The 15,702-nt window shown below is 65.3% G+C and carries 12 protein-coding genes and 1 riboswitch; of the genes, 6 read left to right on the forward strand and 6 right to left on the reverse strand.

The genetic code is table 11. From position 1 onward, the window contains the following. Positions 1 to 173 precede the first annotated feature (173 nt). Positions 174 to 1,385 (reverse strand): O-succinylhomoserine sulfhydrylase, encoded by a 1,212-nt coding sequence (gene metZ / locus APS40_RS15960; protein WP_055047997.1) that lies wholly within the window; start codon positions 1,383 to 1,385, stop codon positions 174 to 176. A gap of 39 nt (positions 1,386 to 1,424) precedes the next feature. Next, a riboswitch (SAM riboswitch) is annotated at positions 1,425 to 1,503 on the reverse strand. A gap of 104 nt (positions 1,504 to 1,607) precedes the next feature. Here metZ and APS40_RS15965 point away from each other — a divergent pair. The 5 genes from APS40_RS15965 (at position 1,608) to APS40_RS15985 (ending at position 6,856) form a co-directional block, all read left to right on the forward strand. Next, on the forward strand, positions 1,608 to 2,717 hold the full coding sequence (locus APS40_RS15965) for a 2'-deoxycytidine 5'-triphosphate deaminase (RefSeq protein WP_055047998.1): 1,110 nt from the start codon (positions 1,608 to 1,610) through the stop codon (positions 2,715 to 2,717). A gap of 77 nt (positions 2,718 to 2,794) precedes the next feature. Continuing rightward, the gene (locus APS40_RS15970) at positions 2,795 to 3,265 is read left to right on the forward strand and encodes a hypothetical protein (protein WP_055047999.1); all 471 of its coding nucleotides are present in this window, start codon (positions 2,795 to 2,797) and stop codon (positions 3,263 to 3,265) included. A 138-nt stretch (positions 3,266 to 3,403) separates the two neighbouring features. Beyond that, the gene (locus APS40_RS15975; RefSeq protein ID WP_156342958.1) at positions 3,404 to 4,621 is read left to right on the forward strand and encodes an Lpg1974 family pore-forming outer membrane protein; all 1,218 of its coding nucleotides are present in this window, start codon (positions 3,404 to 3,406) and stop codon (positions 4,619 to 4,621) included. Positions 4,622 to 4,775: 154 nt separating this feature from the next. Next, positions 4,776 to 5,981 carry a glycosyltransferase gene (locus APS40_RS15980; RefSeq protein WP_055048001.1) on the forward strand — a complete coding sequence of 402 codons (1,206 nt, stop codon included), beginning with the start codon at positions 4,776 to 4,778 and terminating at the stop codon, positions 5,979 to 5,981. After that, positions 5,978 to 6,856, forward strand: a complete 879-nt coding sequence (locus APS40_RS15985; protein ID WP_055048002.1) for an alpha/beta fold hydrolase — start codon at positions 5,978 to 5,980, stop codon at positions 6,854 to 6,856. The genes APS40_RS15980 and APS40_RS15985 overlap by 4 nt, the downstream gene beginning before the upstream one ends. 14 nt (positions 6,857 to 6,870) lie before the next feature. Here APS40_RS15985 and APS40_RS15990 read toward each other — a convergent pair whose 3' ends face one another. From APS40_RS15990 to APS40_RS16010, 5 genes are all read right to left on the reverse strand, one after another. After that, entirely contained in the window at positions 6,871 to 7,734 is an 864-nt protein-coding gene (locus APS40_RS15990; RefSeq protein ID WP_055048003.1) for a sulfotransferase domain-containing protein, read from the reverse strand. 67 nt (positions 7,735 to 7,801) lie between these two features. Next, positions 7,802 to 8,116, reverse strand: coding sequence for a UBP-type zinc finger domain-containing protein (locus APS40_RS15995; RefSeq protein WP_055048004.1), 315 nt, complete (start codon positions 8,114 to 8,116; stop codon positions 7,802 to 7,804). Beyond that, positions 8,103 to 9,542 (reverse strand): sensor histidine kinase, encoded by a 1,440-nt coding sequence (locus tag APS40_RS16000; RefSeq protein ID WP_055048005.1) that lies wholly within the window; start codon positions 9,540 to 9,542, stop codon positions 8,103 to 8,105. The genes APS40_RS15995 and APS40_RS16000 overlap by 14 nt, the downstream gene beginning before the upstream one ends. A 3-nt stretch (positions 9,543 to 9,545) precedes the next feature. Further along, complete coding sequence (locus tag APS40_RS16005) at positions 9,546 to 11,243, reverse strand: response regulator (RefSeq protein WP_055048006.1); 1,698 nt, start codon at positions 11,241 to 11,243, stop codon at positions 9,546 to 9,548. 3 nt (positions 11,244 to 11,246) lie between these two features. After that, on the reverse strand, positions 11,247 to 14,480 hold the full coding sequence (locus APS40_RS16010; RefSeq protein ID WP_055048007.1) for an adenylate/guanylate cyclase domain-containing protein: 3,234 nt from the start codon (positions 14,478 to 14,480) through the stop codon (positions 11,247 to 11,249). A 379-nt stretch (positions 14,481 to 14,859) separates the two neighbouring features. On the opposite strand from APS40_RS16010, the gene APS40_RS16015 reads away from it, so the two are divergent. Beyond that, the gene (locus APS40_RS16015) at positions 14,860 to 15,681 is read left to right on the forward strand and encodes a cytochrome c oxidase subunit II (RefSeq protein ID WP_055048008.1); all 822 of its coding nucleotides are present in this window, start codon (positions 14,860 to 14,862) and stop codon (positions 15,679 to 15,681) included. Positions 15,682 to 15,702 lie beyond the last annotated feature (21 nt).

The raw sequence follows: 15,702 nt of genomic DNA on the forward strand, positions 1-15,702 counted from the left end.
GCTGACCCCACCCCTGTCCCCTCTCCCTAAACATGGGGAGGGAGACCAAAACACTGACATCGCGGTGGGCGTCTCCCTCCCCATGTTTAGGGGGAGGGATCAAGGGTGGGGTCGCCAACCACCGGGTAGGAGGACCAGGCGCCTTGAAGGTGGCTTTGAAATGCGCGGCAACCCTAGACCTGGCTCAGTCCGTACTCGAGATCCTTGATCAGGTCATCAGCATCCTCGAGCCCCACCGAGAGCCGCAACAGGCCTGGGGTGATGCCGGATTCCAGCCGAACCTCCTCGGTGAAGCGCGCGTGCGTGGTGGTGCCCGGGTGGGTGATCAGCGATTTGGCATCGCCCAGGTTGTTGGAGATCAGGATCACCGCCAGCGAGTCCGACAGGGTGAACGCCGCTTCGCGCCCGCCCTTGACCTCGAACGCCACCAAAGTCGAGCCGCTCTTCATCTGCCGCCTCGCCAGTTCATATTGCGGGTGCGAAGGGTGGAACGGATAGGAGACGCGCTCGATCTTGGGATGGCCGGCGAGGAAATCCGCCACCTTGGTGGCGCTTTCCGTCATCTGCTTGACCCGGATCGGCAGCGTCTCGACACCCTTCAGCAAGACCCATGCATTGAACGGCGACAGCGACGGGCCGGTTTGCCGCAACAATGTATGCACGTCGCCCTCGATCAGCTCCTTCGAGCCCAGCACGATGCCGCCAAGCGCCCGGCCCTGGCCGTCGATGTGCTTGGTCGCCGAGTAGGTGACGAGATCGGCGCCCAGCTGCAATGGCTTCTGGAACAGCGCGGTGGCGAACACATTGTCGACGATCAGCTTGGCGCCATGCGCCTTGGCGATCTTCGCCACGGCGGCGATATCCACCAGCTCCAATGTCGGATTGGTCGGCGTCTCGATGAAGATCACCTTGGTGTTCTTCTGCATCGCCCGGGCGAAATTCTCGGGGTCGCGTCCGTCGACCAGCGTCGAGGGAACGCCGAAGCGCGGCATCAGGTCCTCGACGACGTAGCGGCAGCCGCCGAACAGCGCCCGCGCCGCCACGATGTGATCGCCGGCCCGCACCTGGCTCATCACCGCATTGGTCACCGCCGACATGCCGGTGGCAAAAGCGCGCGCCGCTTCAGCGCCCTCCAGCAGCGCCATCCGGTCCTGGAACATGTCCATGGTCGGGTTGGCGAAGCGCGAGTAGTTGTGAGCCGGCTTGCTGATCTTGTTGAGGAACAGGTCTTCGGCATATTGCGAGCTCGGGTAGGAGTAGCCCGAGTTCATGAAGATCGCTTCCGAGGTCTCTTTGAACTGGCTTCGCTGCGTGCCGCCATGCACGACCTGGGTGGCGGGAGAGCGGTTCTTCTCGTCGTTCAGCGGGTTCTTCGACTTCGACATTTCTAGCCTCGAAAACAACAAAGCCGGCACGCGTTCTGGCGGCCGGCTCGACGGGTCTCTTTAGCGACTTGTTTTAGGTGGCTGCAATCAGACCGGCCAAATCACCACCATGCACCCCGAGGCGTTACCGCAAAGGCGCATAGCGTGGATATACGACCCATGCCGTCTTGGCGTCAACGCCTCAGGTTGCTAGGGGAGGGGTCCAGGGTGCGGGGTTGATCATTGGATAGCGAGCTTTGGGCCAAGGGCGTGTTTCCCGCCCGCTTCATCGAACGACTGGCGGCGCGCGGCAACATTGCCAGCGATCGTCCGTTCGATGTCGACCAGGTGCAGCCGGCCAGCCTCGACCTGCGCCTGGGCAAGGTGGCCTATCGCATCCGATCGAGCTTCCTGCCGGGTCCCGAACATACCGTCGCCGAGCGCATCGAGACGCTCAAGCTGCATGAGCTCGACCTCACCGACAGCGCCGTGCTGGAGCGTGGCTGCGTCTATCTGGTGCCGCTGCAGGAAAGCCTGAACCTGCCCGACATGGTGGCCGCCGGCGCTAACCCCAAGAGTTCGACCGGCCGGCTCGATGTCTTCACCCGCGTCATCGGCGACCATGCGCGCGGCTTCGACACCCTGCCTGCGGGCTACAAGGGTCCGCTCTACCTCGAAATCAGCCCGCGCACCTTCCCGGTACGCGTTCGCACCGGTTCGCGCCTCAGCCAGATGCGCTTCCGCGTCGGCGACAGCCGCCTGAGCCTGTTCGAGCACAAGTCGCTGCACAATGTCGAAACCCTGGTGTTCGACGCCAACGCCGAGGTCGGCGATGGCGTCTTGCTGTCGATCGATCTGAAGGGCGCCGACCGCAACGGCCTGATCGGCTTCCGCTCGAAGCGGCACACCCCGGTCATCGACATGGACATCAAGGACAATCTCGATGTGCTCGACTACTGGGAGCCGCTGATCAATCGCGGCGCCGACGAGTTCATCCTCGATCCGGACGAGTTCTACATCCTCGTCAGCCGCGAGAGCGTGCACGTTCCGCCGGCCTATGCCGCCGAGATGGTGCCGTTCGATCCGCTGGTCGGCGAGTTCCGCGTCCACTATGCCGGCTTTTTCGATCCCGGCTTCGGCCACTCTGCCGCCGGCGGCACGGGCAGCCGTGCCGTGCTCGAAGTCCGCAGCCGCGAAGTGCCGTTCCTGCTCGGTCACGGTCAGACCATCGGCCGGCTGATCTACGAGCGGCTGGCCGAGTCTCCCGATCGGCTCTACGGCACGGGCCTCGGCTCCAACTACCAGGCCCAGACGCTGAAGCTGAGCAAGCACTTCAAGCCGTTCGCACTCTGATGTGCTGAGTCTACTGGCTTGACGCTGCCACCGCCCGCGACATCTACAATGGATGTGCCGGCAGGGGGGCGGCGAGCATGGACAAGCCGGAGTATCGCATCGAGAGCCTGACTGGTTCCTACGAAGCGTTCGGCATGGTGTTCGACCTGCTGTCGCGCCACCCGCCGTTCGCCGACTCACCCTTGGCCCAGTTGGCGCAGCCCATCCGCCGGCAGTTGCGTACCGGACGGCAGGTAGCAGCCGTCTCAGCCGATAACGAACTGCTCGCCTATGCCGGGTGGGTCCCCACCACGCGTGCCAACGCCGAGCTCTGGGTCGCTGATATCGGGCCGCTCTTGATCGTCGATGACGGGCAGGACGCGATGGCAATGACCATCGTTGTCAGCACTCACCCGGGGGTCACCGCGGCGCTGATCCGTCGCGCTAGAGACTTGAATCCAGATGTGAAGTGGTACTTCAAGCGCAGCTACGGCGCCCAACTGCGGCCATCACGTAAACAGAGCTTGCAGGACAAGTCGTTGCGCCGCGACGACTCCAGGTCGGGTTGATCCCTCTGCCGACGTTTGTGACATTTTTTCCTCTCTCTGCGGAATAACTGCATATCGCGCACGTAATGCTGCGTCTCGGACTCGCTCGGCGTACGATTACAGTTTATCGTCCGGGTTACTGGAGCTTGGGAGACGCACGTGAAGAACAAGGCCATTCTTCTACGAGGGGTTTCGGCAATCGCGACGGCGGCTGCATCGACCGCAGGTGGTATGCAGCACGCGACGGCGCAGTCGCTCGCGCCGGGGGCGCAGGGCTACTACTACAGCGTCAGCGGTGGGCTGATGTTCAGCTCTTCGGAGCGCTACCTGTCGGCGATCGAGGACAAGGTCGGCTATGCCGCCGGCGTCAACAGTTCCGGCAGCTCCTTCTACAACAGCGGCAACTACTCGAGTGGCGGCTGGTGGTCCGGTTACGGCGGCACCTATTCGAGCGGCGACCTCGACGATTTCGCGGGCTTTTTCGGCTCTGTATCGTTCGGGAAGCAGCTCGATCCCAACTGGGACGTTCGGGGCACCGTATCGGTGGTCAATGGCGGCTCTGTCAGCGGCTTTGCTGAAGCCTGGGCAGGGTACAGCAGCTTCAACTACTGGAGTGGCGGTTCGGGCAACACAAGTTACAGTGGCTCTTCCTGGACCAGCAGCTATAATGACGCCTGGGCGGACGGCACCTACAAGTTCGGCTACGCCTCCGCCGATTTCGAGGTCGGCTACACCCCGGTACTCGGCGATAACCTGAACGTTCGGTTGTTCGCAGGCTTGCGGGCCCTCAGCTTCAAGAGCTCGTTTGAAGGCCAGGCCGGCGGCTCCGGCTTCTATGAAAGCAGCTACTCGCAGGATGGCCCGGGCACCGGCTACTATTCGAGCTTCACCTCCAGCTATTACGAATACTATTTCGACGGCAAGGTGAAGGCAGACTTCACCGGTATCGGACCGCGCATCGGAGCTCAGGCATCGACTCGGTTCGAGGGCACGAACTTCGGCGTGTCCGGGTCGGTGGCCGGCTCGGTATTGTTCGGCAAGCAGAAGGTCACCAGTTCGGGATATTTCTCCAGCTACAATCAGTATTATTCGTCCTTCAGCTCCCTTGCGAGCGGCAGCAGCTTCAGCTCCGGCAGTTCCTACAACCCGGGGACGACGTCGTCCTATTCAGCGGAACGGTCCAAGACCGTGCTGGATCTGCAGGCATCGGTCGGTCTCGACTACTACCTGAATGACAACACGGCGCTGACGGTGGGTTACCAGGCCGAGAAGCTGTTCGAAGTGGGCAGCGACAACGGCTTCAACAGCACGCACCCGGGCGCCGAGATCGATACGCTGACGCATGGCGCGTTCATCAAGCTCAGCGGCACGTTCTGATCTGCCGCTCTGCCATCGTTTGACCGGTCGAGGCACTGTCTCGGCCGGTTTTTTGTTCGCGCGCCGGGGATTGGCGCACTGATGCTGGAAGGCCGCACGCTCAGCAGCTAGCATGCAACCGCGGCCGTCCATTACCTCAGCGGGAAGTCTTGCCGTGAAGCTGTTGTTCAGTGCCATCAACTGCACCCTCGACACCAGCAATGGTGCCGCCATCAGCATCAGGACATTTCTGAACTTTCTCAGCCGCTATGGCGTCGAGTGTCGCTCGCTGAGCGCCAATGTCTACGACCGTCCGGGGCAGGGCAGCACACTGCAGAACCTGATGTCGACCGGAGCGCTGCCGGTCCAGGAGCCCGGCCTGCCGCAGACCTTGTGGCTGGGTATCGATGGCGAGGTGCAGCACTACATCGAATATACCCAGCACATGACGCAACGCGACTTCACGGTGGAAGAAGAGCAGACGCTCTACAACCGTGCGCTGCGCATGCTCGACACTTACCAGCCGGACATCCTGCTGCTCTACGGCTCCCGTCGCTACGAACGCTCCCTGCTGCGCAAGGCGCGGGAGCGGGGAATCGCCACGGTGTTCTACCTGGTCCACCCCGGCTACCGGAAGCTCGAAGCTTTCACCCATGTCGATCACATCTTCACCGACACCGAGGCGACGCGGCAGCTGTTCGCCGATCGCTTCGGCTTCAACTGCGAAGTCATCGGCAAATTCATCGACAAGCCGGTCGCGCCGGCCAATGCCCGCCCGCCCGAATACGTGACCTTCATCAATCCCTCGTCGGAAAAGGGCGTAACGCTGTTCCTGCGCATCGTCGAACTGGCGGCCGCAACCCTGCCGGAGGCGAAGTTTCTCGTGGTCGAGAGCCGCAGCAAGCTGTCCGACGCCGAGCAGCGGACCGGCATCGACCTCTCGCGCTATCCCAATCTGACGAGGGTCGGGCTGCAGAAGGACATGGGCGCCGTCTTCGCGGCGACAAAGGTGCTGCTGGCGTTGTCGCTCTGGCATGACAGCGGACCGCGCGTATCGGTCGAAGCCCTGTCGATGGGCATCCCAGCTGTGGTCACCAACAGGGGTGGTTTGCCGGAGCTGGTGGGCAATGCTGGCATCGTCATCGATCCGCCGGCGCCACTGGTGAAGGATCACTGGCTGGTGCCGCCGCGCACCGACGCCATTCCCTGGGTCGAGGTGCTGCGCAGCCTGCTCACCGACAATGAGGTCTACCAGCAGTACCGGCAGGCATCGTTCGAGCGCTGGCGCGAGCATGATCCGGCGCTGCGGCTCCCGCGGATCGTCGCCGGACTGGAGGAGCTCGTCAGGGACGTGAAGGCCCGCGCGACCGTCAAAGCATGAGCCGGCAGGCAGGACTGCGAGCCGAGCGAAAGCACCTCGCGGTGCAGCTGCCGAGCGGCTTTGCCGAACTCTCCTACATCGTCTACGAACCGCCGAGGTCACGCCGGACGGTATTGTGCCTGCATGATTTTCTCGGCAACGCCACCGATTTCAGCCGGCTTGCCACCATGCTTGTCGGGCACGGCTTCCGGGTCATCTGCCCCGATCTGCCCGGGCGCGGCGAGAGCGCCTATCTCGACCCGGCCGACTACAACCCGCACACCTACATGGTCTCGCTGGTGTCGCTCGTCCAATCGACCGGCGAGCATCGGATCGCCGCCATCGGCAAGGGCTGGGGCGCCTTGCTTGCCCTAGGGCTGTTGCAGACGCAGGAAGCCTCCATCACCAAGCTGATCCTTGCCGACCTTGGCATGCCTTGGCGGCTCACGGTGGACGACGCGATTGCTGCCGCCGCCGCCGGCCCGGGCTTCACCAGCCTTGAGGAGGCCCGCCGGATGCTGGCGGAGTCGATCGAGTTCAAGGGCCTGCCGCCGCGGCAAGCGCTGTCGCTGATCGATGGCAGGCTGCGGCAAGTGAGCGCCGGCTATGGCCTCGATTTCGATCCGGCAATCCTTACCTCGGAAGCGACCACGCGATTTTCCAAGGTCAGTACGGCAGGCCTGCTCGCAGGCCTCAAAGCCAGGACGCTCTATCTGTCGGCCGGTCCGATTACCCCGCGCGACAGGGCAAAGCTGCGCGAGATTGCGTCACAGGCTCCGCAGCGCACGTTCCATTTCGCCGGCGATCTGTCACGCGCCGCTCGAATCCATTTTTCCAGTGCACATGAGCAACTGCTGACCTTCGGTTTCCTGATGCATCGTTTCCTGCCCGAGTGAGTCTTGGCCAGCAGTTAACCGGCGGCAGCGGCACTGCGCGTCAGGTCATCGAACTCATCGAGCCAGTAGCCGAAGCGCTTCATCAGCTCGCGGTTTGCGCTTACCACCTTGGCAACCTGCGCCTCGGAAAGCCGCTCCCGCCACTCCCCCGATCGTCCCGACCGGAAGAAGGCTTTGGCCTGCGGCGGCCGCTCGGCAAAGCCGGCCCTGGCCTCCACCGCCCTCAGGTTCTCGAACGAACTTTCTTCGATCGCCGCGGCGAGCTGCGCCTCGGTCACGTCCATCTTCAGGAAGCGGACGATCTTGCCGAAATGCTGCGGGGGATCGTCCAGCAGGTCCTCATAGCGGGTGACGATGATGCGGTCGTGCGGTTTGGTCCATGAGCCGACATTCTCGCTCCATGACCCGACCATCTCGTAGGCTCCTAGTCGCGGCCGATCGAGCTCGCGGCCACTCTGGTTCATCAGCGCAATCGTCTTGTCGACGTCCCGTTCGCGGAAGTCGCTGTAGGAGACTGCAATATCGAGCGGGTTGCGCAGCAGATAGACCGCGCCGGCCGTGACGTCGGGCGTGATGGTCGCGGTGCCGTGATGGACGGCCACCATCGAGTGGGTCTTGAGCAAGAGGAAGTTCGGCGTCTGCTTGGCCATGGCCCGGTGCGCCAGTGGCCGGACCTGGGCCAGCTCGGCGTTGCTCGCCTCATGGATCGGTTTGCGGAGGTAGGGCGCATAGAAGCTGCCCGAGTTCTCATCGGGGATGATTTCGCTTAGGCTGTCGAGCTGTCCCTTCAGCCCGCCCGTGATCAGCGAGGTCAGGACCGCCCGGGTCCAGGTATTTCCGGATTTCGGGTAAGACGCGATCCAGTAGATGAAGCCCATCGTGCGATCAGTCCTCGTGACTCACGGAGCTTATGACTGGTGCCGCCAAAACGAAAGTCGGTCGCCGTCAATGTTCGATGCCTGACAGCGGCCGGAATGCCTGGCCGTCGGGCAGAACGACATCGTCGATGAAGCAGTAGCGCCAGGTTTCGCCGATCTCGTAGGACTGGATCACCGGGTGCCCGGTCGTGTGAAAGTGCCGGCGGGCATGGCGGTTGGGCGACTCGTCACAGCAGCCGACATGGCCACAGACCAGGCACACCCTCAGATGCACCCAGCCATCTCCCCGCGCCACGCATTCGGAACAGGTTTCCGCCGAACTCGGTGTGACGTCGCGTATCAGTGCGCCGTGAGCGCACGGGCAGACTTCATCGCTTGCCATTGGTCTTCTCCGGCGTGGTCGGGCGGCTGAGCCGCAGCGGCAGCACGATGCGGAACTCAGTTCGCCCGGGCCGCGAGGTGAAGCTGATCCGCCCGCGGTGCCGGTTGACCACGATATTGTGCGCGATGTGCAGCCCGAGGCCGGTGCCGACACCCTGTGCCTTGGTGGTGAAGAACGGCTCGAAAATGCGCCGTCCGACCTCGTCGGGGATGCCCGGCCCGCTATCGGCGATCAGCACCTCGACCTCTTCGCCCAGCCGCCTCGCTCCCACCTCGAGCTTGCCCTCGCCATCCATCGCCTGCACCGCGTTGTCGATCAGGTTGGTCCATACCTGGTTGAGCTCGCCGGCATAGGCCTCGATCCGGGGCAGTGCCGGCTCGTACATTCTGGTGACCGCCACCCCGTGCTTCAGCTTGTGGTTGAGGATCATCAGCGTGTCGTCGAGGCTCATGGCGATGTCGACATCCTGCACCGGCGCCTGGTCGAGATAGGCGTAGGATTTCACTGACTTGACGATGCTCGAGATGACCTTGGAGGCCACTTCGATCTCTTCCAGAAGCTGCTGCGCCGCCAGCCCGCGTCCCAGCCACTGCAGCACTGGGGCGACATGATCGGCGGCAAAGCCGGCCAATACCGACTCGAGTCGCTCGACCGACCAGCCGTAGGCGGCAAGGGCAGGAGCGATTTCCCAGGGCTCGGCGAGCCCCAGTGCTTCCAGCCGCTGGCTCAGCCGGGACTCGATCCGGCGGGCCTCGGCGTCCGAGCAACGGGTGGCACGGCAATCGGCAATGCTGCGCTCGAGCTCGGCGAGCGCCCGCCGCTCCCCGGGCGTCATCGCCAGCATGCTGAGCTCGACGGTGCGGCGTCGCCACTCCTCGAACGCCTCGCTGAGGTAGCCGGTCGAGCGCTGGATCGCCGCCGCCGGGTTGTTGAGCTCATGCGCGAGGCCTGCCGCCAGCGTGCCCAGTGCCGCGAGCTTGTCCGACTGCACCAGCGACGCTTCGGTGCTCCTCAGTCGCGAGGTCACCGTGCGCAGCAGCGTCGCCGCCGCTTCCGGCCGTCGCGCCAGCAACTGCCGGAACGCTTCCGGGCCGATCGCCAGCAGTTCGCTTGGCTCGGTGGCCCGCACCGAAGCAGTGCGCGCCGCCTGCTCGAGAAGCGACATTTCGCCCAGCACCTCGCCCGGCCCGCGCGTCGCCAGCGTCACTTCGCGTGCCCCGTCCGCCTTGGTCACTTCCACCGCGCCCGTGAGGATAAGGTAGAGCGAGCCGCCTTGCTCGCCCTCGCGGATGAACACCTCGCCGGGTGCGACGTTGATCCGCTGGCCGGCATTCCACAGTTCGCCCGCTTCCGCGTCGCTCAGCTCGGCGAAGATCGGCACCCGACGGATCAGGGCGGTGGTCTCGATGCTGGCGGCGGCGGACATGGCTCAGCTACCGGCAGCCGCCGGCCGCTGCGCGGGCGCCGGACCACGCAGATGCTGGTGCACGAACGTTACCGCCATTGCCCCCTCGCCGACCGCCGAGGCGATGCGCTTGGTCGATTGTCGCCGCACATCGCCGGCGACGAAAATCCCCGGCACGCTGGTTTCCAGCCAGAACGGCTCGCGCTCGGCGAGCCAGCCCTCGGGCTTGCGAGAAGCCTCACGCACCAGCTCCGGCCCCGACAGGATGAAGCCCTGCGCGTCGAGTTGCAGTTTGCCCTTCAGCCAGTCGGTGCGCGGCGAAGCGCCGATGAACACGAACACCGCCCGCGCCGGCACTTCGGTCACCGCGCCCGTGGCGCTGTCGAGCACCGCCACCTTCTCGAGACTCTCTTCGCCAATCAGCGCGCTGATCGCGGCGCCGGTCTGCACCGAGACGTTCGCCGTCTCCTCGATCCGCTCGATCAGGTAGTGCGACATGCTGTCGGCGAGCGATTTGCCGCGCACCAGCAGCGTCACCGATCGGGCGAAGCGGGCGAGGTGCAGGGCCGCCTGTCCGGCGGAGTTGCCCGCTCCGACGACGAACACATCCTGACCGGTGGTGCCCATCGCCTCGGTCATCGCCGCGCCATAGTAGAGCCCGGCCCCCGACAGACGCTCGGCGCCGGGCACGTCGAGCAACCGGTACGACACGCCGGTCGCGACGATCAGCGCCTGTGCCGCGACCTTGCTGCCGTTGCTCAGCGTCAGGATGTGATAGCCGTCCTGCGTTTCGAGCTGCAGCGCCTCGACCGGCGTCAGGATTTCGGCGCCGAAGCGCCGTGCCTGCTGCACGCCGCGGCGCGTCAGGTCGGCACCGCTGAGCCCCACCGGAAAGCCGAGATAGTTCTCGATCCGTGAACTGGTGCCGGCCTGTCCGCCCGGTGCCTCGCGCTCGACCAGCAAGGTCTTGAGGCCCTCCGACGCGCCATAGACGGCGGCGGCGAGGCCGGCCGGACCGGTGCCGACCACCACCAGGTCATAGGTCTGGGCTACCGCATGGGTATGCAGCCCGATCTTTTCGGCGAGCGCCGCGATGGTCGGACGTGACAGCGCCGTGCCGTCGGCCAGGATGACCAGCGGCAGCGGCTCGGCCGCGGCGCCCGCCAGCTCGCGCAAGGTCGTCGCCTCGGCATCCGTCTCGATATCGAGCCAGCGATAGGGGACGAGATTGCGGGCGAGGAAGTCGCGCACCCGGTGTCCGTCCGCCAGCCAGCGATGGCCGACCACCCGCACCCCCTCGAAGACCGGCTGGTAGTTGGCGCGCCAGTCGTCAAGCAGATCGTCCAGCACCGGATAGAGCTGCTCTTCCGGCGGATGCCACGGCTTCATCAGATAGTGGTCGAGCTTCACTTCGTTGATCGCCCGGATCGCCGCATCGGTATCGGCATAGGCGGTGAGCAGCACGCGCCGCGCCTCGGGATAGAGCTCCATCGCCCTAGCGAGGAACTCGACGCCGCTCATCGCCGGCATGCGCTGGTCGACGATGAACAGCGCGACGACGCGGCCGGCGAGCTTGAGCTCACCCAGCACCTCCAGCGCCTCTGACCCCGACCCGGCGCGCTCGACATCGTAGTCGGCGCCATAGTGGCGCCTAAGGTCGCGCGCCACCGCGGCGAGCACCGAAGGCTCGTCGTCGACCGCAAGGATCACCGGCTTTTCCATCGGCTAGGCCTGAAGCATGTGGGGCGGGGTAGCCGTCGCCGGCGGCAGCTTGATCTCGTCTCGGAGGCTCGCGGCTTCGAGGCGGGCGTTCGCGGCGAGCTCGCCTTCGCCCTGGACGTCGGCGACATCGCCCAAGACGCTCAGCGCATTGGCGAGATAAGGCTTCAGATTCATGCGACGGAAATAGCCGATCGCCGAGCTGATGGCGTCGCGTGCCTCGCTCGCACGTTCGAGCCTCAGCAGCGCGCGGGCGAACGGCATGGCCAGCGCTGCGACGACGAAATCATCATCGGTCGAGCGGGCGCTGTCGATGGCGCTGCGCAACTGCTCGACCGAACCGGTCGAGCCCTTTTCGAACTCGGCTTCGGCCACGCCGGCGCGGATCAGGTTGATGTAATAGTCCATGCCGACCGCATCGGCGAGCTTCAGCGAACGCCGGAACTGCGCCAGCGCATCGTCGAGGTTACGCCGGTCGAGCTCGCCGCGGCCGACGCCGAAATAGCCGGCGCAGGCGCATTCGAGGCCGTTGGCGGACATGGCGAGATCGGCGCCGATATGGGCGTGCTCGAGGCCCTTCTCGATATCACCCATGTCATAGTACGCCATACCGGCGCCGATATGCACGTCGGCCCGTTTCACCGGCGAACTGATGCTGGAAACCATCGCCAGCGCCTCGTCGACCAGCGCGCTGGCTTCGTCGAACTGGCCGAGCCGCGCGAGGGCGATCGCCCGGTAGGTCAGGGCATGGCCGAGAATATCCGGCGCATCCTGCTTGCGCGCCATGTCGATCACCTGGGCGAGCTTCTCTTCGCCCGAGCGGGCATCGCGCTCGACCAGCGACCAGGTGGCGATGAACAGCGGCAGCAGCAGCACTTGGTCGTCGCCAGTCTCGGCGGCGAGCGCCTGCGCCTCCTCGAGATAGCGAAAGCCGCGCGAGGGAAAGCCCGTGACCATGTGGACATTGCCCACCCACGACAGCGCCAGGCCCAGCCGCCGCTTGTCGCCCAGCTCCCGGGCGATCTGCACGGCCTGCTCGAGCCTTTCCAGCAGGCCGTCATACTGCGCCCGACGGTTGCGCACCCAGGCCCATTCGAGAATGGCGTCAATGAGCTCGGCGGGCATGGCGCCCGGAAGTTTTTCAAGCGTCGAGAGGATTCGCTCGCGGTGCTCCAGTTCCTCGCTCACCGCATAGACCCGCCGCGCATTGTCGGCGGCGATCCGCGCATATTGCAGCGTCCGCTCGAGCTCACCGGCCTGCTCGAAATGGTGCGCCAGCATCGCCGCGAACTCGTCGCGCCGCTCGGCGAACAGCGCTTCCAGCGCCGCGCCGCAACGCGCGTGCAGGTCCCGCCGGCGCGAGCGCAGTAGCAGGTCATAGGCCGCCTCGCAGGTCAGGGCATGCTTGAAGATGTATTCGCGCTCGGGGTCGCGCGCCTTCTCGCGCACCAGTTGCTCATAGCTCAGCGTCGCCAGATGCGGCTCGACATGCTCGATCCGTTCCGGCGCCGGCCCGCTATGCAGCACCGATTCCAGCACCCGGTGCTGGAACACCCGGCCGATCACCGCCGCCGTCTGGGCCACCCGCTTGGTGGCGTCGGGCAGCCGGTCGATGCGCGAACTGAGCACTCCCGCCAGCGTGTCGGGAATGCTCGCTTCGAGGATGGCGCGGGTCGCTCGCCAATGCTCGCCTTCGCGCACCACCTGGCCGCCGTCGATCAGCGAGCGCAGCACCTCCTCGAGATAGAATGGGTTGCCCTCGGAGCGCTCGAGGATCTGCGCCCGGATGCTCTCGGGCAGCTCTTCGATATGCAGCAGGTTGCCCAGCAGCTCACTCGACCCCGCGGCATTGAGCGGCTCGAGATCGATGCGAGAGAAACTGCTGCCCAGGCTTCCCTGCAGCCGGTCCAGCAATTGCCAGCTCGCCGCTTTCCGATCCGGCCTGAGGATCGTCACCAGCATGATCGGCTCGAACGCCGCGAGGGTCGCGACTTGGGCGATCAGCTCCAGCGTCGCGGAGTCCGACCAGTGCAGGTCATCCATCACCATCACATAGGGCGTCATCCGGCCGTCGGCATGCATCACCGTCTTGATGGCGTTGACGATCGCCGCCGCGACGCCGTTGACCACCGACTCGCCGGACATGCTGCGCAGCGTCGCTCGGCTGGCCTCGCCTTCCACCGCGATCATCGTCTCGTAGAACGGGATGTCGGCGGGGTTGAGCCCCAGCCGCTCGACCCAGGCTGCGATCTTCTCACGCACCGCGGGGGCCGCATCCATGTCGTCGGCGCCGACGATCGACCGGCCCAGCTGTCGCCACGGATAATAGGGGATCGCCTGGCCGTAGGAGATCGCCCGGGTTTCCCGCCAGATCGGCCGCGGCTCGGGCAGGGCGTCGCGCAGGTGCTTCAACTCGGCGATCAACCGCGATTTGCCAAGCCCGGCTTCGCCGATCACCGCCACCACCGAGCCGATGCCCTTGGTCAGCTCGCCGAGCCGGTCACCCAGCAGCCCGAGCTCGTGTGCGCGTCCCACCAGCGGCGAGCTCAGCCCCGCCAGTCCCCGCGTCGCCTCGGGGATCGCCTTGATGCCTGCGACCTCGTAGGAGTCGACCGCCTCGCTCTTGCCCTTCATCTCGATCCGGCCGCGCGGCCGGAAGTCGAATAGCGCATGCACCAGCTTGTGCGTGTCGGCGCTGATCAGCACCGTACCCGGCTCGGCCGCCGACTGCAGCCGGGCGGCGACATTAGCCGCATCGCCGAGCGCCGTATACTCGGTCTTGATCGCATCGCCGACAAAGGCCAAGACGGCCGTGCCGGTATTGATCCCGACCCGAAGGTCGAAATCGACGCCATGCCGCTGTTTGATCCCAGCGGCATATCGCATCGCCGCCTCCTGCATCTCGAGCCCCGCCCGCACGGCCCGCTCGGCATCGTCCTCATGCGCGATGGGGGCGCCGAACAGCGCCAGCACAGCGTCGCCCATCAGCCGCGACACCGTGCCGCCATAATGCGAGACGGCCGCATTCATGAACGCGAAGGCGCCGTTCATGATGCCGGCCCAATCTTCCGGGTCCATCTGCTCGGCGATTGCGGTGGAGCGGGCGACGTCTGCAAACAGCACGGTCGCGAAGCGGCGCTCGCCTTCGACCGGGCGGGCTGGCTCGAGCGCGTTGCCGCAATTGGCGCAGAATCTTGCCGAGTCCGGATTGCTGAAGCCGCACTTGGAACACGTCTGCATCGCCATCTCTCGATGGACCTGCCGGTCGGGCGTTAGCCAACCGGCCGCAAGTCCTCCGCGAGCTTACCGTCCAGCCGCACTCCAAACAAGCGTCGCTCGCGCGAACGTTGTCGGTCAGATGTCATGGCGACGTGCGAGAATTGGTCACAATTGACAAGCCTGTGCGTCGATGTGATTATCAAGTCGTAAGTGCCGGTGCCTAAAGCAAATATGGCTCCGATTCTACTTGGCCTGCGGTCACCCGGGTCATGTTTGCTCTGTAGCGATGCGCCACGCATGGCCGAAGACGAGCAGAACTCCCTGCTGCGCCCGACGTCTGTTTTGCGCCGCGCCAGGCGCCGACTGCCTCAGCGTCTGCCCCCTCTGGAGGAGGAGCGGGATGGTCGTAGCAGTCGTTCTCGTGCTGATCGTCGTCGGCTCGGTGGTGTTCCACTTCCTGAGCCCCTGGTGGTGGACTCCGATCGCCTCCAACTGGGGCTATATCGACAACACCATCATCATCACCTTCTGGATCACCGGCGCGGTCTTCGCTGCAGTGGTGCTGTTCGTCGCCTACTGCGTCTGGCGCTTCCGGCACAAGGACGGGCAGAAGGCCGACTACCAGCCCGAGAACCGGCGGCTCGAGACTTGGCTGATGGGGCTGACCGCCGTCGGCGTCGCCGCCATGTTGATTCCCGGCCTGTTCGTCTGGAGCCAGTTCATCAACGTGCCGGCCGGGGCGAGCGAGGCCGAGGTCATGGGCGCGCAATGGCAATGGGCCTATCGGTTGCCGGGCGCTGACGGCAAGCTCGGCCTCACCGATACCCGGCTCGTCGCCACCGACAATCCCTACGGCATCAAGCCTGACGATCCCAACGGTCGCGACGACGTGCTGATCGAGGCCGACTACCTGCACCTGCCGGTCGGCAAGCCGGTGAAGCTGCTGTTGCGCTCGGTCGATACGCTGCACGATTTCTACGTCGCCGAGTTCCGCTCCAAGATGGACATGATCCCCGGCGCCGTCACCTATTTCTGGTTCACGCCCACCCGCACCGGTCAGTTCGAAGTGCTCTGCGCAGAGCTGTGCGGCACCGGCCATCCCTACATGCGCGGCGGCGTGGTGATCGACACGCAGGAAGATTACGACGCCTGGCTCGCCGGCCAGCAGACTTATGCCCAGCTCTACGCCCCGGAGGTGCTCAAGACGGCCACGCTCGATTGAGGCGGCCGGACTGACTTCCGG

The organism is Devosia sp. A16 (genome assembly GCF_001402915.1).
Lineage (GTDB): Bacteria > Pseudomonadota > Alphaproteobacteria > Rhizobiales > Devosiaceae > Devosia_A.